This is a genomic window from Streptomyces herbicida, from assembly GCF_032656585.1.
Taxonomy (GTDB): domain Bacteria; phylum Actinomycetota; class Actinomycetes; order Streptomycetales; family Streptomycetaceae; genus Streptomyces; species Streptomyces herbicida.
The window spans coordinates 257,907-276,171 of the sequence record NZ_JAUYWJ010000010.1 but is presented as its reverse complement, the minus strand read 5'-3'; the positions used below and the strand labels follow the sequence as shown (position 1 = coordinate 276,171).

The following is an 18,265-nucleotide window of genomic DNA, read 5'->3' as shown; positions in this document are numbered from 1 at the left end:
GAGCGTTCCTCGAGCTCGGCTGCTCCCCCGTTCGAGCAACCGGCGGCCATGCGGACGCCGAACCAGTCGCTGTTACGCGGCAAGACGCTCGGCAACAGCCTTCGCCTTGGCGGCCGCGTCCTGCAGGGCCCGCTCCCGGGACGACTCGAAGAGCGGCACGAGCTCGGCCATGGCCGGGTTGTGCGGTGCCAGGGTGAGTTCGGGGATGATGAAGTCCAGGTCCAGGGCGAGGGTGTCGGCGAGGATCGCCTTCAGGTAGTTCTGGACGTACTCGAAGGGCTCACGCGGGGTGCCCGGCGCGTAGGAGCCGCCGCGGCTGGCCACGACGGTGACGGGGATGCCCTTCGCGGAGGGGGCCTCCCCAGCGGTACGGCCGAACAGGATCACGTTGTCCAGCCACGCCTTGAGGGTCGACGGGATCGTGAAGTTGTACATCGGCGCGCCGATCAGCACCGCGTCCGCCTGCTCCAGCTCCTCGATCAGCTTCACCCGCTCCGCGAAGGCCGCCGCCTGTTCCGGGGTGTGCGCGGCGGGCTCGGCGAAACCGGCGGTGTGGGCGTCGGCGGTGATGTGCGGGACCGGGTTCGAGGCCAGGTCGCGGTAGATCACCGTGCCGTCGGGGTGCTGCTCCTGCCAGGTCTTACGGAAGACGTCCGTGACAGCACGGGAGGCGGACCCCCCGCTCGGGAAGACGGACGAGTCGATGTGCAGCAAGGTGGCCATGCGTGTCTCCAGGAGAGCGAGCCCGAGGCGAAGCACCCGGGCTGAGTTTTCGTACTCAGCTATATCTAACACAGGTACTTACTTTTCTTCACCCCCACATGACAGGGCAGTACCCTGACCCCATGGCGGCGGATCAGAACCACGACGTGGCGGCATGTAAGCGAGTGGACGACGGCATCACTCGCGTCTTCCAGTTGCTCGGTAAGCGCTGGAGCGGCCCGATCGTGTCCGTACTGGTGGAACAACCTGCACATTTCGCAGATCTGCGCAGGGCCGTCCCCGGCATCAGCGAGCGCATGCTCTCCGACCGGCTGGCCGAGCTCGGCGCCGCCGGACTCGTGGTGCGCGAGGTCGACGAAGGGCCGCCACTGCGGGTCTCCTACCGACTGACCGAGTCCGGGGCCGCACTGGAGCCCGCACTGAAGGAGCTCGGTGAATGGGCGAAGAGGCACCTGCCGGAGGCCGGGCCCTGCATGGAGACGGCCTGGAAGTGACAGCCACGGCGGACGGGCCGGCGGCGGCCAGGCCCGGCAATAGCAGGCGGCCAGGTGGGGTCCGCGGTGAATCAGCCCTCACCGTGGGCCATTCATGAAGGACCCGCGCCCGTGGCACGCGACGGAGAAACACCCTCACACTCCGCGACGACGCGATCACAAGGAGTGGTGACCCTCGCGCGGAGTCGCCTCAGTTCCAGGCCCTGGACCCTGAGCGCTGAGCCCAAAGTCCCCAACCCCTGGCCCCGGGCCGACGACCGCCCCTCCCCCGCCGGCAGGGCACGCGCGTGACTCATGAAGGCGCGCAGGCCGACCTCGAAGGCCCGGTCTGCCCGGCCTTCGCCGACCGCGGCAAGAGCCTTCGCCAGATGGGGCGTGGGGATCCGGTCCGTCAGCTCCCACATCGTCTCCGGCGCGGCGAGGTCCAGGGCGGAGCCGAGCACAAGGTTCTCCATGGCGATCAGCAGCGGCATGACGTCGGCCACGGCCACCCTCCGCTCCGGCTCCCTCGGCACCGCCGACATCGCCTTCGTCGTCTCCGCCGCCGCTCCCCTGACCGTCATGGCCGGCGTCGCTCCCCTGGCGATCCTGCTCGGCGGCAGCGGCGCCCCCGTCGGCTGTCTCCTCGTCGGCATCACCCTCGCCGTCTTCGCCGTCGGCTTCACCGCCATGAGCCGGCACGTCAGGAGCGGCGGCGCCTTCTACGCCTTCATCACGCGCGGACTGCTCCGCCCGATCGGCATCGGCGCCGCCCTGCGCGGTGTCCTGGCCACGGCCCGCAGTCCCCAGGGCGCCGCCGCGGCGCGGTCCGGACTCACCGGCCTGGAGGCCCTGGAGGGCTGCACCACCCACGCGGCCCGCGCCGCCGGCGGGTCCGACACCGCGGGCCGCATCGCCCCGGGCTGCCGTGCCGACCTCACCGCCCTGTCCGTGGACCCGGTCCACGCACCCGTCGACGAACTGACCGACGCACCCGTTCTGTTGACCGTCACCGGGGGACACCTCGTACACCGGCACATCTGAGGCACCGAGGTCCTGCCCGGACCCCATTGGCCGGCTGCGCTCAAGAGCAGGAGCGTGGAACCGCCCCTCGGCGTGGTGACAAGGGGCGGTTCCACGCAAGCGGTCCGGCCGGGCCGAGGTCAGGTCGACGGCAGCGAGGCCCTGGGCGACGCGGAAGTCGGACGGTGACGCGATGATGGGTACGACCAAGCGCGCACGGGTCGCCCGGAAGCGCACCTGAGCAGCGGGGTTCAAGGAACGGAGTGAATGGATGACCAGTCGGGTGATGCTGATCTCGCCGGCGATGAACGCGGCCCTGCGCCAGGCCCGCTTCGACGACGGATCCCCGCTCGACACGGCCGGCACGGCCCGCGCCCGGTCGGCCGCCGATGCTCTCCCGGCTGCCGACCGCACCCTCGCCTCCCCCACCGTCCGCTGCCGGGAGACGGCCTCGGCGCTCGGCCTCGACGCCACCGACTCGTCTCCGCTGAACGGCTTGGACATGGGCCGCTGGCGAGGCCGCACACTGGACGAAGTCAGCGCCGCCGAGCCGGACGGGATGGCTCGCTGGCTGACGGACCCTCAGGCGGCCCCGCACGGCGGGGAGTCGGTGCACGAGCTGTGCCTGCGCATTGCGCACTGGCTGGACGAGGCGGCACAGTTCTCCGGCCGTACCGTGGCGGTGGTGGAACCGGAGATCGTCCGCGCCGCGACCGTGCGCGTGCTCGGGGCGCCCGAGTCCGCTTTCTGGCGTCTCGACGTACCGCCCCTGACCGCAACCGAGTTCAGCGGTCGCGCGGGGCGTTGGAACGTGGGGCTGGGGAGCCGGCTCGGGACAGCCTGACGTGCTTCAGGACCGCAGGAAGTCGGCCAGGCCCTCCAGGAGCCGGTCCACGTCCGCCGCGTTGTTGTACGGTGCGAGACCGACCCGCAGGCCGCCGGTGTCGCCCAGGCCGAGGCGCCGGGAGGCTTCGAGCGCGTAGAAGGAGCCGGCCGGCGCGTGCACGCCGCGGGCCGCCAGGAAGCGGTAGGCGTCCGTCGCGTCGCGGCCCTCGAAGGTGAGGAGCAGGGTCGGGGTGCGATCGGCCGCGCGGGAGTGGATCGTGATCCCCTCCAGTTCCGACATGCCCTTGTCGATCCGCGTCCGCAGCGCGTCCTCGTGCCCTTCGAGGGCGACGGCCGCGGCGGCCAGTCGCTCTCGGCGCGTGCCCGTCGCGGTGGTGTCGAGGCGGGCGAGGAAGTCGACCGCCGCGCGTGTACCGGCGAGGAACTCGTAGGGCAGGGTGCCGAGTTCGAAGCGCTCCGGGACCGCATCGGTCGACGGGAGCAGCTTGTCCGGGTGCAGGGTTTCCAGCAGTTCGGGACGGGCGGCGAGGACCCCGTGATGCGGGCCGAGGAACTTGTACGGCGAGCAGGTGTAGAAGTCCGCGCCGAGCTGGTCGACGTCGACCAGGGAGTGGGCGGCGTGGTGAACCCCGTCGACGTAGAGCAGCGCGCCGGCCTCGTGCACCGAACGGGAGATCTCGGCGATCGGGGGCCGGGTGCCGATCAGGTTGGACGCGGCGGTGACGGCGACCAGCCGGGTGCGCCCGGAGAGCACGGCACGGATGTCGTCGGCGGTCAGCTCACCCGTCGCGGGGTCGAACTCCGCCCAGCGGACAGTGGCACCGGCCTGCTCCGCGGCCTGGATCCAGGGGCGGATGTTGGAGTCGTGGTCGAGTCGGGTGACGACCACCTCGTCGCCGACGGCCCAGTTCTTGGCGAGGGTACGGGAGAAATCGTAGGTGAGCTGGGTGGCGCTGCGTCCGAAGACGATTCCTGCGGGGTCGGCGGCCAGCAGGTCCGCCATGGCACGTCGGCTCTCGACGACGATCACCTCGGCGTTGGCCTCTCCCACCACCTCGTGGCCGCGGTTCGACAGGGGGTTGGCGAGGGCGTCGGAGATGGCCTGGATGACCGGCTGGGGGGTCTGCGTGCCTCCGGGGCCGTCGAAGTGGGCGATGCCGGCGGCGAGGGCGGGGAACTGGGCGCGGACGCCGGTGACGTCGTAGCTCACGGGTGCTCCTGTCCAGGACTGGATTGAAGTGCGCGGGAAGCATGTCATCCGGATCGTCCGGGGCACACCACTCCCCCCAACCGACGCCTACCCGTTTGTCCCACCTGCACCGCTCTGAGGGACGGAGAAAGCCTGGTCATGGGGGCTGACCAACCCTTCGACCACTTCGCCACCGACGAGCCTCGCCATGCTCATCTGCGGCCTCGCGGTCGGCTTCATGTGGGCGTTCTACGAAAAGCTCACCACGTCGGATCCCACGACAGCGGTGAGGTACGCACAGGAGACCCCTTATAACACTCGTCATAGCCCGGTGTACGCTCCCTCTATAACGACTGTCATAGGAGGATGTCGTGACCGTGATCACCGTGGTCGCTCGCGAGGGGCGCCTGAATCTCGAGCAGCGGCGCACGCTGGCCGAGACACTGACGGATGCCGTGCTGGTACCGGAGGTCGGCCAGTTCGCCCCGGCCGCGCGGGGCGGGTTCCAGGTGCATTTCGTGGAGCGCAAGCCCGGCATGATGGCCATGGGCGGCCGACTGCTGGCGGACACCGCGGACCACCTCGACGTCATGGTGATCGATGTGGCCGTCATGGCCGGGGACTGGCGTCAGGAGGTCCGGGCCGAGGTCATCGAGCGCATCCTGGCCGCGATGGCACGGGCCTGCGGCCTCGAGGAGCCGTCGCCGACCTGGTGGGTCAACCTCCGAGTGATCGAGGAGGGCAGCTGGGGCTCCCGCGGCGGTGTCCTGTCGATTCTGTCGCTCCTGGACAGCGGCGTGTTCACCGAGGAGAAGGCCAAGGCCGTCCGCGCGGCGGTCGGCGAGGACGCCCTCCACAGCTAGCGCGCCGCCTCAGCCCTTGATCGCCGCGAGGACCAGCTTCTGCAGTTGCTCGGCGGTGTGGTCGAGCGGCTGGGTGCTGCGCTTGGCTCGGCACATGGCGACCGTCCCCTCAACGGCCGCCACGACGAGGGTGGCGAGCTGCGCGGCCTGGTCGGAGTCGGCGCCGTGCTCTTGCAGGGAGGCGGCCAGCAGTCCCTCCCACTCGTCGAAGATCTCGGCGGCCGCCACCACGGCCGCGGGGACCTCGTCGGCGGGCGGTTCCTCGATGGAGACCGCCAGGACGGGGCATCCGGCACGGAATTCGGTGTCGACGACGACCTTGCGCCACAGGTCGAGGAAGGCGCGCAGGCCGGCGGCCGGGCCTGCCCGCAGCTCCTTGCGCAGACTGCGGGCGACGGTCTCACCGGCGTAGCGGACGGCTTCCGTGGCGAGTTGCTGCTTGCCGTCCGGGAAGTAGTGGTAGGTCGAACCGAGCGGAGCCTTGGCATGCTTGGCCATCTCGCGGATGCTGGTCGCATTCAGGCCACGTCGACTGATCATGTCGGCCGCACCGGCCACGATCCGCTCGCGCGTCTGCGGACTGGTCTGGTTCACCTGCGGATTCTCCTCGCGACCGCTGGATATGACGACCGTCATAGTCTACCTTGACAGCGGCCCATGGCGACTGATCGACGGCTCGGTCCACGGTGTGGCCATGCCCTTTGCCCTGTCCGCTTCCGCTCCTGTGCCGCACGATCCGGGGCCGCCCTTCGAGCAGTGGCCTGGAGGCAGCGGTGCCACGGCATTGCTCGGCTGTTCCGCGGACGCGCCCTTGCCTCTGTGCGCCCCGATGCGACGCGCCCCTGCCTCTGTGCGCCCCGGTGCGGAGCCGGGAGGACCGATTCGGGGTGCGAGTGGTGGCCACATTCGGCAGTGAGCTGCACGTCTCTGCCGCGCGACCGCCCATCGAGCGGGCACACACCGAACTGCTGTCACTGGAACACGTATTGTCCACGGGTGGCAGGCACGCTCGCCCGTCGCAGATCGGGGGCTTGCTCCTCGGCTACTCGGGTAGAGCGATGGGAGGAGGGGGGACTCCCGTACGGCGCGGAGCTGATGACAAGTGATGTGCTCGTGACCCATGTCGGCGGCGACGGTGCAGCGGAGGGACCGGGTGACGGGCCGGAGGCTGTCGCATCGGACATCACCGCGGCCGTGGAGAGCCTGACGGCCCTGTGGGCGCAGGCGGCGCAGGAGGCGGCTCTGCGCTTGTCGCTCCACCAACTGCGGGCGCTGCACGCCGTGGAGAGCGCCCCCGGAGTCAATCTGACCGCTCTGGCGGACCGGTTGGACGTAGCCCTCCCTGCGGCCAGTCGGCTCTGCGACCGGCTGGAGGCGGCCGGACTGCTCCAGCGCGCCCTGCATCCGCACAAGCGTCGCGAGGTGCAGCTGGGCCTCACCCCGCAGGGACGGCGTGTGCTGGCCGATGTGGCGGCCCGCCGCAGACGGGCCCTGGCGGCGGCGCTGGCCGCGATGGAGCCCGCCCAACGGTCGGCGCTGCGCCGCGGCATGTATGCCTTCCTCGCGGCGCAGCAGACGCCGCCGCGCCGGCCCGGGGGGCCCGACGCTCGCTGACGACGAGGCTCACGGCGTGGTGCGGCACAGCAGGAGGCACACGTCGTCGTCGCGCTCGGAGTCGTACAGCATCGGCTTGAGCAACGAGTCGGCGCACCCGTCGAGATCCTCCAGTTCCGCCGTGCTCAGTGCGGCGAGCGACTGCGCGAGGCGGTTGATGCCCGGGTCGATGCCCTGCGCCCGGCGCTCGACCAGGCCATCGGTGTAGAGGGCGAGCGTCGAGCCGGGCGAAAGGTGTGCGGTGTGGTTCTCGAACTCGTGGGAAACGGGGACCCCGAGCATGATGCCGGGTTTGGCGTCCAGGACCCGTACCGTGGCGTCGGGCAGGCGCACCACGCCGGGCGGGTGCCCCGCGGCCGACCACACGACTTGGGGATCACCGGGCCTGAAGCGGGCGATGACCGCGGTCGCGTACAGCTCGGGCTGCTGGTGGCGGAGCATGCGGTGCAGCCGGGTGAGGATCCGCGCCGGACTGTCCCCCTCGACGGCGTAGGCCCGCAGCGCCGTGCGCAACTGCCCCATCATCACGGCCGCGTGGAGTCCGTGCCCGGTGACGTCCCCTATGACGGCGAGGACGCTGCCGTCGGGCTGGGGGAAGGCGTCGTACCAGTCACCGCCGATGTTGAGGCCGTAGGTGGCGGGCAGATAGCGGGCGGCCAGGAACAGCCCTTCGGACGTGGGCAGTTCGGTCAGCTGGGCGCGCTGCAGGGCCTCCGCGGTGTCGCGATGCTGTTCGTAGCGGCGGGCGTTGTCCAGGGCGATGGCCAGTCGTCGCGCCAGTTCGATGAGCATGACGCAGGTGTCGGGATCGAAGCGCGGACCGGGCGCCGTGAGGGTCAGTACGCCCAGGACTCCGCGGGCGCTGAGCGGGATGCACAGCAGGGGCCGGACCGGGGACAGCACCGAGGCGGGCAGGTCCTCGACGCCGGGCAGGCCTCCGAGGTGGGCCGCGGCGTGCTGGGGGCGCCCGCTGCGGGCCGCGGCGACCGCGGCGGCCGGGTGCTTGCCGGGGCGGGGTGTGCGGTCGTCGTCGAAGAGCCAGATGTCGACGTGGTGGGCGTATTCGGGGACGAGGAGCCGTGGCAGCCGGCGCAGGATGTCGTCGTGGTCGAGCGACGCGGTCACGACGGCGCTTGCGGTGGCGAGGAAGGTCAGCAGTCGCCGCGCGCTCTCGGCCTCGGCCCGGGCGGCCCGTTCGGCGTCGAGGAGTTGGCGCTGGGAGTGGGAGGCGGCGTCGAGTTCGGCGTGGAGGGCGAGGACCCCCTGATTGGTCTGGTGCAGTTCCTCGCGGTGGAGGCGGACCAGCTCCTCCATCTCGTCGAGCCTGGTCAGGACCGCCGCGGTGTCCTCGTCCGCGTTCAGCAGGGCCTCGCCCAACCCCGTGCCGTCCGGGTCAGGTTCGTCGGGGCCGGTGTGCCGCACCGGGGCGGGGCAGGTCAGGGTGAGTTGCCGAGACGGGCGGCCGGGCTGCCGTATGTCCGCTCGGATACGCCGGCCCGCGTCAGCGTCGGGCTGCTCGGTGGCGAACACCAGTTCCGCGCCTCCCTGGTCGAGGCACTGCCGCAGCTGGGCGGTGAGTGCGGTCAGGAAGCGGGCACGTTCGCGCGCGGGTGCGCCGGCCGCCGACGCGAGCCGTGCCGCGAAGGCGCGGGCGCGGGCGGCATCGGCGGCCGAGCCGATCTTCCAGGGGTCAGGTGCTGTGATCATGCGTGCGGGTCCGGCGGTCGGGGGCGAGTACGGCCACGCTCGTGTCGTCGCGTACGGGTCGGGCGGGGCTGCTGGCGTCGCGCAGGATGACCGCGGCGACCACCGCCGGGTCATGGGCGAGCAGTTGCGGGTCGTCGGGAGGCGACCAACGGCTGGGCAGTCCGTCGCTGTGCAGCACGAGGAGACTGTCCGGGGTCCACGGCACTCGTCGTACGGGGACACCGGCCGGGAAGTGGCCGCCGACGATGCCGGGGTGGGAGAGCAGCGGCTCCCAGGCGTCGCCGGTGCGCAGCCGGGCGCCGATGTTGCCGACCCCGGCGAAGTGGAGTTCGCCGGCGTCCTCGTCCAGCTGTGCCACGGCGACGGCCGCGCCGCGGGTGGGCCGCAGCGCCGAGTCCAGGCGCCGCAGCATATCGGCGGGCGGCAACTGCGCCGTGCGGCGCAGCTCCCCGACCGCGGAGGTGGATGCCTCCGCCGCCTTGGGGCCGTGACCGAGGCCGTCGGCCAGCATCAGGGTCAAGCGCGGGCCGGAGCGCACGAAGGTCCAGGCGTCACCGGAGTGCTCGGCGTGGGCGAGCGGCACGTTGATGCCTCCCGCACGGGGGCCGGGCTCGGGCCGCTCCTGCCACGGGCCGGGTTCCTGGTCGATGCGTGCCATCGCGACCGCGCCTTTGCCCGGCGCGCTGTGCAGGTCGAAGGCGCTGGATATGCGCAGGCAGGTGCCCAGTCCCGCGCCGAGGGAGGTGGCGGCGGTGCTGTAGCCGTCGCGCATGGCCGCCACCACGTCGGCGATGCCGGGACCGTGGTCGAGGGAGAAGAGGTGCACGGACGGTCCGCGGGTGCCGTCGGCGGCGGGTGTGTGCTCCACGATGTTGATCACCACATGACCGCCGCCAGCGTGCTTGAGCAGGTTGGTGGCCAGCTCCGTGGCCGCCAGGGCCGTGATCGCGGTGCGGTGCGCGCCGAGGGCGGCGTGGGAGCCGGCTTCCTCGGCCGCCACGCGGACGTCCCGGACGCGGGTGGAGTCGTGTACGGGGATGTCCCACACCCTGCTCATCCGGACCCCCTGCGGGAGGCGGGCACGGGGGCGACCCAGGCGATGACGGTGACGGTGGTGCCCCGGCCGGGTTCGGTGTCGACGCTGAACTCGTGGACGAGTCGTCTGGCACCGCTCAGGCCGAGGCCCAGGCCGCCGCCGGTGGTGTAGCCGTCCGTCATGGCCAGTTCGAGGTCCCGGATGCCGGGGCCGGTGTCGGTGAAGGACAGCTGCAGGCCACGGGTCCGTCCGTTGTCGAGCGGGCAGATCTCGGTCACTCCCCCACCGCCGTGCACGAGGGTGTTGCGGGCGAGTTCACTGGCCGCGGTGACCAGTTTCGTCTGCTGCACCAGCCCGAAGCCGAGCCGGGCCGCGGTCTGCCGCACCTGCTGACGTGCCCGGGCGAGGTCCCCGTCGGAGCGGATCGGCAGCCTCGTCGGCGCGTTGGGGTGGGAGGCAGGGGTCACATCTCTCCCCTCCGCCCGCTCGTGGGAGCCGGGCCGGTCGGCTGCAAGAGCAGATCCATCGCGCGTCCCACATCGAGTGCGGTGGTCAGCCCCGGGAGGGTCAGCCCCAGTTCGACCAGAGTGATCGCCACGGCGGGCCGCATGCCGGCGAGTACCGTGCGGGCGGCCAGCAGCCGGGCGCTGGAGGCGATCTCGGCGAGGATCCGGCCGAGGAACGAGTCGACGATGTCGACGCCGGAGACGTCGATCACCACGCCGGTCACCTTGCTGTGCGCGATGCGATCCGTGATGTCCAGCTGGAGCTGCTCGGCCATTTCGTCGTGCAACTCGCCCTGGAGGCTGACGAGGAGAACGTCTCCCAGCGTCAGGACAGGGACGGCGGGACCCGAGGACAGGCCGCTCACCGCGGGCTCGCACTGGCGTCCGCGCGCGGCGAGACCTCGACGCCCTGCCGGCCGAGCGCGTAGGCCAAGGCGTCGGCGAGCGAGGCGCGGGTGAGTACCGAGCCCAGGTCGATGCCGAGGTGCACGATGGTCTGCGCGATCGCGGGCCTGATGCCGGAAACGATGCACTCGGCGCCCATCAGCCGAGCCGCGGCCACCGTCTTCATCAGATGCTGGGCGACGAGCGAGTCGACGGTGGCGACGCCGGTGATGTCCAGGATGGCGAAACTGGCGCGCTGTTCGACGATCGCCTCCAGCAGGCTCTCCATCACCACCTGGCTGCGGGCGCTGTCCAGGGTGCCGATGAGCGGCACCGCGACCGTGCCCTCCCACAGCTTGATCACCGGGGTGACCACTTCGAGGAGTTGCTCCCGCTGACGTGAGATCAGCTCTTCGCCGGCGCTCAACGCGGTCTCCATCACGACCAGGCGCAGGGTGCCCATCAATACGGTCAGTGCCGTCAGGCTCTCCATGGCCCGTGGGTCGGTCAGGTCCGCGAACTCGGCCCGCAGCAGCTCGTCGGCCGACGGGCGCAGTCCGGCGACCTCGTTGGCGACCGCGGCCGGCCCGGAGCCCGCACGGGCCCGGGCCGCGGCCATGCGCCCGAGCTGGTCGCGCACCGCGTCGAAGCCGGGCGCCGCAACGTCCTCCAGTCTCCCGGCACCCGCCACCAGGGACAGGGCGTCCACGACCGCCTTGCAGGCCTCGACCGCCTCGTCCCGGGAGACGGTGAAGACCGTACGGAACAGGGGAGCGTCCGCCCAGCGCTGGGCGATCTGCTCCCGGCGCCGTACGAGGAAGTCACTCATCTGCCGCGCTGCCGACGCGTGCGCCGCGTCCTGTTCCGACACCAGCATCGTCTCCCTCTGCGCAGGCTGAGTGCCTGCCGGTCGTCGTCGGCCCCTCGACGGCCGATAGTTGCCGCATGACAAACATTAGCGAAGAGCGTCCGACGCGAACAACACGTGATCGCAATCCACGAGCAGACCGTCGACCACGCCGGACCGGTCAGCGTCCGCGCCAGTCCAGGCAGACCACCATGGCGTCGTCCTGGGGCGCGTTCTGGCCGCGGTGGCCCGGCAGTTCGCGCAGGACGGCTCTGGGGACCTCGGCAGCGGGCAGCAGCCGGGTCGACATGATCGCCCGTGCCAGAGCGCCGTCTCCGTACGCCTCTCCACCGGGGGACGCGACCGCATAGACGCCGTCGCTCACGAAGACCAGACGGTCGCCGGACTCGACCCGGAACTCCTGCTCCACGTAGTCGGTCTCCTCGAACATCCCCAGCGGTAGCTGCGCGTCAAAGGTGATGCGCTCCACGCTACCGCTCCGCAGCCGCAGCAGCCGGGGGGAGCCGGCATCCACCACCCGAACGAGCCCCGTGGCCAGGTCGAAGTCGAACATGAGCACGGACAGATAGCAGCGGCCCCGGTAGTGGGCGTACAACGCCTGGTCCGCCAGGGCGGCCTGGTCGGCGATCGGGATGCCGGCCCGCCGCGCATTGCGCAGGGCGTTGATGGCCAGGTTGGTCAACAACGCGGCCTCTATGCCCTCGCCCATGCCGTTGGTGACGTACAGCGTGAGGCGCTCGTCCGTCGCGGACCAGTCGAAGTTGTCACCGAAGATGGCGTACGCGGGCTCCAGTTGGGCTCCCAGCTCGTACTCCGGACGCGTGCAGGAACAGCCGGGCAGCAGCTGCCACTGCATCTCGGCGGCCAGGGTCAGCCGGTCCTTGCGCCGGGCCTGCAGATACAGGTCGGTGTCCCGTTCGGCCGCGAGCACCTCGTGCGCGAGCACTTCCGCGATGTCCTCCAACTCGCCCAGACACTCGCCGAACGACTCCCCCGCGGGCAGAGTCACCGACAGCACACCCAGCCGGTCACCCCGCACACTGACGGGCAGATGCACCCGCAGCGGGCCATCGCGGAGGGCCTCGACGAACGGCTCCTGGGCGCCGAAGGCCCGGCCTGCCGCACTGTTGTGCAGTGACAGCGGCTCGAGCGTGTGCGGCTGTACGGACACCGGCTGCAGCACGGTCATGCCGTAGTCGGCCATGAACAGCTCCACCGAGTCCGCCGCGTACTCGTCCACCAGCACATGGCGGACGGCATCGAGCAGAGCGTGGGGCGCCGCCTTCCGCAGAGCGCGCTCAGCGGTCACAAATCTCTTCACGACGGTAAGTACACCCATCCTTCGCCGAACACCTACGGGCTCGGCTGATGTCACGAAGCCGCGCGGTTCAGCCGCGCGGCGGCCATGCCTTGTCCGGACCGCTGCCGCGACTAGTACGCTGTTCGTCCCAGCGCCTGCGAGAGTGTGACAGTGACTGCCTTCCGCCACCGCCCGGAACCCGACGAGGTCGCTCGTGTGACCTCGACGGCCGCGGAGCTGCTGGAAGTCCTGTGGGGCCGGGCGTCGACCGCGCCGGCGTCGGCGTCCCAGCTGCGCGTGCTCCTCATCCTCGAACACCACGAGGGCATCAATCTGCGCACCCTCGCCGACTCCCTCGCCTCCACACCGCCCTCGACCAGCCGCCTGTGCGACAGGCTGCAAGCCGCAGGCTTCGTCGAGCGCGTGGTGAGTCCGGCGGACCGGCGCGAGGTGCGCCTGCGCCTGAGCGACCGGGGGCGTGCCTTCCTCGCCGATCTGCGCCTGCGCAGGGAGAGCGCGCTGCAGGCGGTACTCACCCTGATGCCCGCCGCCAAGCGGGCCGCACTGCTGGAAGGGCTGGAGGCGTTCTGCGACGCGGCGGCGACACGGATAAACGACGACGCCGAAGGCCCCGGCAGCCGAACCGCCTGAGCCGCGCTTCGCGGCACCGCGCTGCCCGGCACCTGTCGGTGTCGGTGAACAGCACACGGAGCGGCCTTTGCCGAGCCGAGCATTCCAGCCCCTTCCCCGTGCACATCTGACACGGCTACTTTGTTGCCCCATAACCATAGTTGTCAAACGGCAACTGTCTGTTCGTTCGGTCTGTCTCCCAACCCGAATACCCCCGTCCCGCGGCGACTTGCGCGACCTGTGGCCAATCTCCTCCGATTAACCCGTCCGGGTGAACCGGCAAGGGGCCGCCGGTGCCTGCCGATCCCTATGCGATCTGGTCAGCGGCCCACCGGGCCCACTCCTGGCGCATGGCGTTGAAGCGCAGGCCGTACTCCAGGGCGATCCGGCCGTAGACGGAGAGGTTGTCGTCGTCCCAGTCGACGGCCCCAGCCAACTGGTCGAGTTCCGCGTAACTCTGCTCGGACATCTCGGTGAGCTCGGCGAGATACGCGCGCGCCTGTTCCGGCTTGAGCACCCCGAGGAAGAAGACCCGCAGCAGCAGATCACTACGGGTGTTCCGCTGGGGTTTCGTCTCGGTCAGCCAGTGCCGCAGTTCGGCCAGACCGTCCTCGGTGAGGGCGTATTCCTTGCGGCCGCGCGGCCCCTCGGCCGCCACCGTGATCAATCCGGCGCCGGCCAGCTTGGTCAGCTCCGTGTAGATCTGGCTCTGCGTGGCCGGCCAGACGTTGGCCAGCGAGGTCTCGAACCGCTTCAGCAGGTCGTACCCGCTGGCGGGGCGCTCCGACAGGAGACCGAGCAGTGCATGTCTGAGGCTCATGCCTCCACTGTACCCCTCATATTCCAGTATTGACATGTCACTAATGGACCTTCTATTTTTGACATGTCAAGAGCGGGACCCCGAAACGGAGAGATCATGTCCTACCTGCGTACGTTCCTGCCGTGGATCGTCTTCGCCGTACTCCCCTCGGGGGACTGGCAGTGGGCAGCACTGGCCGCACTGGTGGTCGCCGTGGCGCTCATCGCCCAGCAGGTCAGGGCAGGCACCGGATTCGACGCGCTGATCATCGAGTTGGGCTCGGCGGTCTTCTTCGCCGTACTGGCCGTCATCGCCTTCGCGGATCCTCACTCGGGTGTGCACGACTACTCGGCGGCTCTGTCCTCGGGCACCCTCGCGGTGATCGCAGGCGTCTCGCTGGCCATCGGCAGGCCGTTCACCCTGGGCATCGCCAAGCGCACCACCCCGCCGGAGGTCTGGCAGCTCAAGCCGTTCATCCGCACCAACGTCGTCATCACCGCCGTATGGACCGCGGCCTTCGTCCTGACCGCCGTCGTCCTCGCCCTGGTGGCACATGCGGGAGATGCCCACTCCACCACCGCGACAGTCGTCCAGATCGCCGGCTTCGCCGTCCCGATGGTCTTCACCATCCGCTACGTCGCCTACGTCCAGGCCAAGGCCGGGCAGGTGGCCCGGTGACGACCCCGCGCCATCTCGCCGGCAACTACGCCCCGGTCACCGAGGAACTCACCGCGCACGACCTGCCGGTGACCGGCGCCATCCCGCCGGAGCTGTCCGGCTGGTACCTGCGCAACGGGCCCAACCCGGCCGACGCCGCCTCCGGGCACTGGTTCTTCGGTGACGGAATGATCCACGGCTTACGGCTCGAGGGCGGGCGCGCCGTCTCGTACCGCAACCGCTGGGTCCGTACCAGCAGCTTCACCGACGGGGCGCGGATGTACGACGCGCAGGGGCGGCGCGACCTGACCGCCGGCCAGGCCAACACTCACGTGGTCAGGCACGCGGGCCGCACACTCGCCCTGGTCGAAACGGCCCTGCCGTACGAGCTCGGCTGCGACCTGGACACCAAGGGCCCCTACGACTTCGGCGGCAGGCTGCGTACCGCCATGACCGCGCACCCCAAGACCTGCCCCACCACCGGAGAGCTGCACTTCTTCGGCTACGGGATCCTGGAGCCCGAGCACCTCACCTACCACCGGGCCGACGCCTCCGGCGAACTGGTCGTCAGCAGGACCGTCGAGGTGCCCGGGCCGACCATGCTGCACGACTTCGCCCTGACCGCCGAGCACGTCGTCTTCATGGACCTGCCCGTCGTCTTCGACCTCGAACTCGCCGTGGCCGGCACCACCATGCCCTACTGCTGGGACGACCAGTACGGCGCCCGGCTGGGCGTGCTGCGCCGCGACGATCCGCACGGCGCCGTGCGCTGGTTCGACATCGACCCCTGCTACGTCTTCCACACGCTCAACGCCTATGACGCCCCGGACGGCACCATCGTGGTGCACGTCATGCGCTACGCCGAGATCTGGCGGCGTACCGACCAGGGCATCACCCCGCCCCAGGACGCCGTCCTGTGGACCTGGACCATCGACCCGGCCACCGGCACGGTCCGCGAGGAGCAACGCGACGACCGGCCCGGCGAGTTCCCCCGCGTCGACGACCGGCTCACCGGTCTCACCTCCGCACACGGGCACATGACCAGCGACAACTCACTCGTGCGGTACGACCTCGCCACCGGAGCGGTCACCGCGCACGACTTCGGCCCGCACCGCACGCCCGGCGAGGCCGCCTTCGCCCCCGCCGACGACACGCCCGGCGGCCCCGGCTGGCTCGTCACCTACGTCCACGACGCCACCACCGACCGCAGCGACCTGGTCGTCCTCGATGCCGACGACCTCCGTGCCGACCCCGTCGCCACCGTCCACCTACCGGTGCGGGTGCCGTTCGGCTTCCACGGCAACTGGCTGGAGGACTGAGCCCCGACTGATCGACCGCAGGGCCGAAGGCCACCCTTCGGCCCTGCGGTCGATCACGGCTCCACGACATTCGTCACCACCCAGTGGTGCTTGCCGAGCCGACGGCTTCGCTCGAAGCCGCGCCGTTCGAACATCGCCACCGTTCCGTTGTGCAGGAGGGAATCGGAGACCGATCGGCCCTCGGTTTCCTCGGACAGCTCTGCGCCGCCGCGGTGGTCGCGAGCGCTTCGAGGACGGTGTCATACGGCGATGCGCCACCGAGTCACGCGGGCACTCGCTCCGCCGACCGGCAAGACGGAGCCCCCGGAGGATCCGCTCGCGGACAGCGAGCAGATCCAGCGGCAGGCCCGGGAGGACTTCGAACGCGCGGCACGACGCGAGCGCGACGAGGACGTCGGCTCCTGAGCTCACTCCGACAGCACCCGCCGGCAGCGGGGTCGGCCCCTGCTCCGCGTCCTACCATGCTGCTGCCACGCACGTGATCGTCGGCGGACCGAGGGCGGAAAGGCGGAGCAGGACTTGGAGGACAAGGGCGCGGGGCCTGGAAGCGGTCCGAGTACGGGCTCGGGGCTGGACGAGCGGGCGCACGCGCGGCAACGGTGGGCGGCGCGGGCGTCGCTGACGTTCGCCGGGCTGGCCGTGCTCGTACCGCTCGGCACCGCGTCCTCGGGCGGGGTGGTACTCGTCCTGGTCGGGGGCCTGTCGATCGTGGTGAGTCTGGCGGCGCTGTGGTGGACGCTCACCCGGCGGGGCTGGCTCAGGGCCGCCGCAGGAGTGCTCGCGGTCGCCGCGCCCGCCGCCGCGATCGCGCTCTTCGTCGTGGCGGAGCTGCTGTGGTTGCCCGTCCTGCTGGTGGCCCTGTGGGGACTGGCGGTATGGACCGGGAAGGTCGCGCTCAGCGGCACCCGGTCGCACGTCGTACAGGTCGTCGAGTACGAGACGCCGCCTCCCGCACGGCCGTATCTGATCATGAACCCTCGGTCCGGGGGCGGGAAGGTCGAGCGGTTCGGGCTGAAGGCGAAGGCCGAGGGGCTCGGAGCCCGGGTGCATCTGCTCGGCACCGGCCGTGCGGAAGGGCCCGAAGACGTCGTCGCGCTGGCCCGTGCCGCCCTGGCGCAGGGCGCCGATCTGCTCGGAGTCGCCGGTGGGGACGGAACGCAGGCGCTGGTCGCGGCGGTCGCGGCGGAGCACGACGTACCGTTCCTGGTGATCTCCGCCGGGACCCGCAATCACTTCGCCATGGACCTCGGGCTCGATCGCAACGACCCCTCGGCATGTCTGGACGCGCTCAGCGACGGGGTCGAGCTCCGGGTCGACCTCGGCTTCGCGGGCGACCACCCCTTCGTGAACAACGCGTCCTTCGGGGCGTACGCCGCGGTCGTGCAGAGCCCCGAGTACCGGAGCGACAAGGTGCGCACGACCCTGGATCTGCTGCCCGAACTGCTCACCCACGAGCGCGGGCCGCGGCTCACCGCGCGTGTCGCGGGCACCGGCGGCCCCGACATCGTCATCGACACGCCCCAGGCCGTCCTGGTCAGCAACAACCCCTACCGCATGGACGACGTGGCAGGCCTCGGCTATCGGGAGCGGATGGACCTGGGCGTGCTCGGGGTGCTCGGCGTCAAGGTGGAGAGCGCTGCCCAGGCTGCCGGGCTGCTGCGCGGACGGCACGCCGACGGGCTCACCGCGGTCACCGCCCGGCAGGTCGTCGTCGACTGCGGCCAACGGAACGTCGAGGTCGGCGTGGACGGCGAGGCCCTGGTGCTGCCCGCACCCGTGCACTGCCGCGTCCAGCCCGGCACCCTGCGGGTCCGAGTCCCCCGCAGCCGGCCCGGCGTCCCGGCGGTCAAACCGCCCCTGGAGTGGCGGAGGCTGCGCAAACTGGCGGCGACGGTGGGGCGGACGGCTCTCCCGAAGCGCCGGCAGAGCCGGTAACGGGCTGCTTCTACAAGCCCCTTCGTGGTCATGGGGGACACCACACCCGCTGCACCCGCACCGGCGACACCATCGCCGAGTTCACCGCGGGCTGACCGACGCCTGGGTGCAACTGATCCGCGGCGGCACGCCGCCGGCCAAGGGCAGTGACGCTCTACCAGGACATCGGCAAGGTCCCCGCCGGCGCCCGCGCGTGAAGGACAGCCGCACCCGGATCTTCTACGCCAAGTTCACTACCAACCTGGGCCGTAACATCGCGGGCGGTACGGCCACCTCGGAGTGCGTGACCCGTACGGCACCGCCGGGCCGGCAGATCGCCGGGTTCCACGGACGTGCGGGCGACGAGCTCGACAAGGTCGGCTTCATCCACACCCAGCACTGACACCGAGCCTC

General features: G+C 71.0%; 20 protein-coding genes and 2 pseudogenes. 11 read left to right on the top strand and 11 right to left on the bottom strand.

What is annotated here, in order from left to right; translation table 11 throughout:
- Positions 1-72: 72 nt before the first annotated feature.
- Positions 73-723, bottom strand: coding sequence for an FMN-dependent NADH-azoreductase (locus tag Q8A52_RS22500; protein WP_316754499.1), 651 nt, complete (start codon positions 721-723; stop codon positions 73-75).
- A 122-nt stretch (positions 724-845) separates the two neighbouring features.
- Here Q8A52_RS22500 and Q8A52_RS22495 point away from each other — a divergent pair, with 122 nt between their 5' ends.
- Positions 846-1,217: a winged helix-turn-helix transcriptional regulator gene (locus Q8A52_RS22495; protein ID WP_316754498.1), complete on the top strand. Its 372-nt coding sequence runs from the start codon at positions 846-848 to the stop codon at positions 1,215-1,217.
- 266 nt (positions 1,218-1,483) lie between these two features.
- Here Q8A52_RS22495 and Q8A52_RS22490 read toward each other — a convergent pair.
- A pseudogene (locus Q8A52_RS22490) lies at positions 1,484-1,705 on the bottom strand (TetR/AcrR family transcriptional regulator); the annotation flags it as partial.
- On the opposite strand from Q8A52_RS22490, the gene Q8A52_RS22485 reads away from it, so the two are divergent.
- Both Q8A52_RS22485 and Q8A52_RS22480 read left to right on the top strand, forming a co-directional pair.
- On the top strand, positions 1,671-2,240 hold the full coding sequence (locus Q8A52_RS22485) for an amidohydrolase family protein (protein WP_408649233.1): 570 nt from the start codon (positions 1,671-1,673) through the stop codon (positions 2,238-2,240). The pseudogene Q8A52_RS22490 and the gene Q8A52_RS22485 sit on opposite strands and share 35 nt — an antisense overlap.
- Positions 2,241-2,490: 250 nt before the next feature.
- Positions 2,491-3,063, top strand: coding sequence for a histidine phosphatase family protein (locus Q8A52_RS22480; RefSeq protein WP_316754497.1), 573 nt, complete (start codon positions 2,491-2,493; stop codon positions 3,061-3,063).
- A 6-nt stretch (positions 3,064-3,069) separates the two neighbouring features.
- Here the strand turns inward: Q8A52_RS22480 and Q8A52_RS22475 are convergent, their stop codons facing one another.
- Entirely contained in the window at positions 3,070-4,275 is a 1,206-nt protein-coding gene (locus Q8A52_RS22475; protein WP_316754496.1) for a cysteine desulfurase-like protein, read from the bottom strand.
- A 350-nt stretch (positions 4,276-4,625) separates the two neighbouring features.
- On the opposite strand from Q8A52_RS22475, the gene Q8A52_RS22470 reads away from it, so the two are divergent.
- Entirely contained in the window at positions 4,626-5,117 is a 492-nt protein-coding gene (locus Q8A52_RS22470) for a tautomerase enzyme (protein ID WP_316754495.1), read from the top strand.
- A gap of 9 nt (positions 5,118-5,126) precedes the next feature.
- On the opposite strand, the gene Q8A52_RS22465 is transcribed toward Q8A52_RS22470, so the two are convergent.
- A complete protein-coding gene (locus tag Q8A52_RS22465; RefSeq protein ID WP_316754494.1) occupies positions 5,127-5,711 on the bottom strand; it encodes a TetR/AcrR family transcriptional regulator in 585 nt (194 codons plus the stop codon).
- Between the two features lie 501 nt (positions 5,712-6,212).
- Here Q8A52_RS22465 and Q8A52_RS22460 point away from each other — a divergent pair.
- Positions 6,213-6,731, top strand: coding sequence for a MarR family winged helix-turn-helix transcriptional regulator (locus Q8A52_RS22460; RefSeq protein WP_316754493.1), 519 nt, complete (start codon positions 6,213-6,215; stop codon positions 6,729-6,731).
- 9 nt (positions 6,732-6,740) lie between these two features.
- Here Q8A52_RS22460 and Q8A52_RS22455 read toward each other — a convergent pair whose 3' ends face one another.
- The 6 genes from Q8A52_RS22455 to Q8A52_RS22430 all read right to left on the bottom strand — a co-directional run bounded on the left by Q8A52_RS22455 (position 6,741) and on the right by Q8A52_RS22430 (position 12,571).
- A complete protein-coding gene (locus Q8A52_RS22455) occupies positions 6,741-8,438 on the bottom strand; it encodes a PP2C family protein-serine/threonine phosphatase (protein ID WP_316754492.1) in 1,698 nt (565 codons plus the stop codon).
- Entirely contained in the window at positions 8,422-9,495 is a 1,074-nt protein-coding gene (locus Q8A52_RS22450) for an ATP-binding SpoIIE family protein phosphatase (protein ID WP_316754491.1), read from the bottom strand. The genes Q8A52_RS22455 and Q8A52_RS22450 overlap by 17 nt, the downstream gene beginning before the upstream one ends.
- The gene (locus Q8A52_RS22445) at positions 9,492-9,941 is read right to left on the bottom strand and encodes an ATP-binding protein (RefSeq protein ID WP_316754490.1); all 450 of its coding nucleotides are present in this window, start codon (positions 9,939-9,941) and stop codon (positions 9,492-9,494) included. The genes Q8A52_RS22450 and Q8A52_RS22445 overlap by 4 nt, the downstream gene beginning before the upstream one ends.
- Complete coding sequence (locus tag Q8A52_RS22440) at positions 9,938-10,345, bottom strand: STAS domain-containing protein (protein WP_316754489.1); 408 nt, start codon at positions 10,343-10,345, stop codon at positions 9,938-9,940. The genes Q8A52_RS22445 and Q8A52_RS22440 overlap by 4 nt, the downstream gene beginning before the upstream one ends.
- Positions 10,342-11,241, bottom strand: coding sequence for an STAS domain-containing protein (locus Q8A52_RS22435; protein ID WP_316754488.1), 900 nt, complete (start codon positions 11,239-11,241; stop codon positions 10,342-10,344). The genes Q8A52_RS22440 and Q8A52_RS22435 overlap by 4 nt, the downstream gene beginning before the upstream one ends.
- 151 nt (positions 11,242-11,392) lie before the next feature.
- A complete protein-coding gene (locus Q8A52_RS22430; RefSeq protein WP_316754487.1) occupies positions 11,393-12,571 on the bottom strand; it encodes a PP2C family protein-serine/threonine phosphatase in 1,179 nt (392 codons plus the stop codon).
- 126 nt (positions 12,572-12,697) lie between these two features.
- Here Q8A52_RS22430 and Q8A52_RS22425 point away from each other — a divergent pair, with 126 nt between their 5' ends.
- On the top strand, positions 12,698-13,183 hold the full coding sequence (locus tag Q8A52_RS22425; protein WP_316754486.1) for a MarR family winged helix-turn-helix transcriptional regulator: 486 nt from the start codon (positions 12,698-12,700) through the stop codon (positions 13,181-13,183).
- Positions 13,184-13,469: 286 nt separating this feature from the next.
- Here Q8A52_RS22425 and Q8A52_RS22420 read toward each other — a convergent pair whose 3' ends face one another.
- On the bottom strand, positions 13,470-13,982 hold the full coding sequence (locus Q8A52_RS22420) for a PadR family transcriptional regulator (RefSeq protein ID WP_316754485.1): 513 nt from the start codon (positions 13,980-13,982) through the stop codon (positions 13,470-13,472).
- A gap of 96 nt (positions 13,983-14,078) precedes the next feature.
- On the opposite strand from Q8A52_RS22420, the gene Q8A52_RS22415 reads away from it, so the two are divergent.
- From Q8A52_RS22415 to Q8A52_RS22395, 5 genes and pseudogenes are all read left to right on the top strand, one after another.
- Positions 14,079-14,639 carry a hypothetical protein gene (locus tag Q8A52_RS22415; RefSeq protein ID WP_316754484.1) on the top strand — a complete coding sequence of 187 codons (561 nt, stop codon included), beginning with the start codon at positions 14,079-14,081 and terminating at the stop codon, positions 14,637-14,639.
- The gene (locus tag Q8A52_RS22410) at positions 14,636-15,937 is read left to right on the top strand and encodes a carotenoid oxygenase family protein (protein WP_316754483.1); all 1,302 of its coding nucleotides are present in this window, start codon (positions 14,636-14,638) and stop codon (positions 15,935-15,937) included. Before Q8A52_RS22415 ends, Q8A52_RS22410 begins: the two co-directional genes overlap by 4 nt.
- 249 nt (positions 15,938-16,186) lie before the next feature.
- A complete protein-coding gene (locus Q8A52_RS22405) occupies positions 16,187-16,342 on the top strand; it encodes a hypothetical protein (protein ID WP_316754482.1) in 156 nt (51 codons plus the stop codon).
- A 114-nt stretch (positions 16,343-16,456) separates the two neighbouring features.
- Positions 16,457-17,872, top strand: a complete 1,416-nt coding sequence (locus Q8A52_RS22400) for a diacylglycerol/lipid kinase family protein (RefSeq protein WP_316754481.1) — start codon at positions 16,457-16,459, stop codon at positions 17,870-17,872.
- Between the two features lie 196 nt (positions 17,873-18,068).
- A pseudogene (locus Q8A52_RS22395) lies at positions 18,069-18,254 on the top strand (jacalin-like lectin); the annotation flags it as partial.
- Between the last annotated feature and the right edge of the window lie 11 nt (positions 18,255-18,265).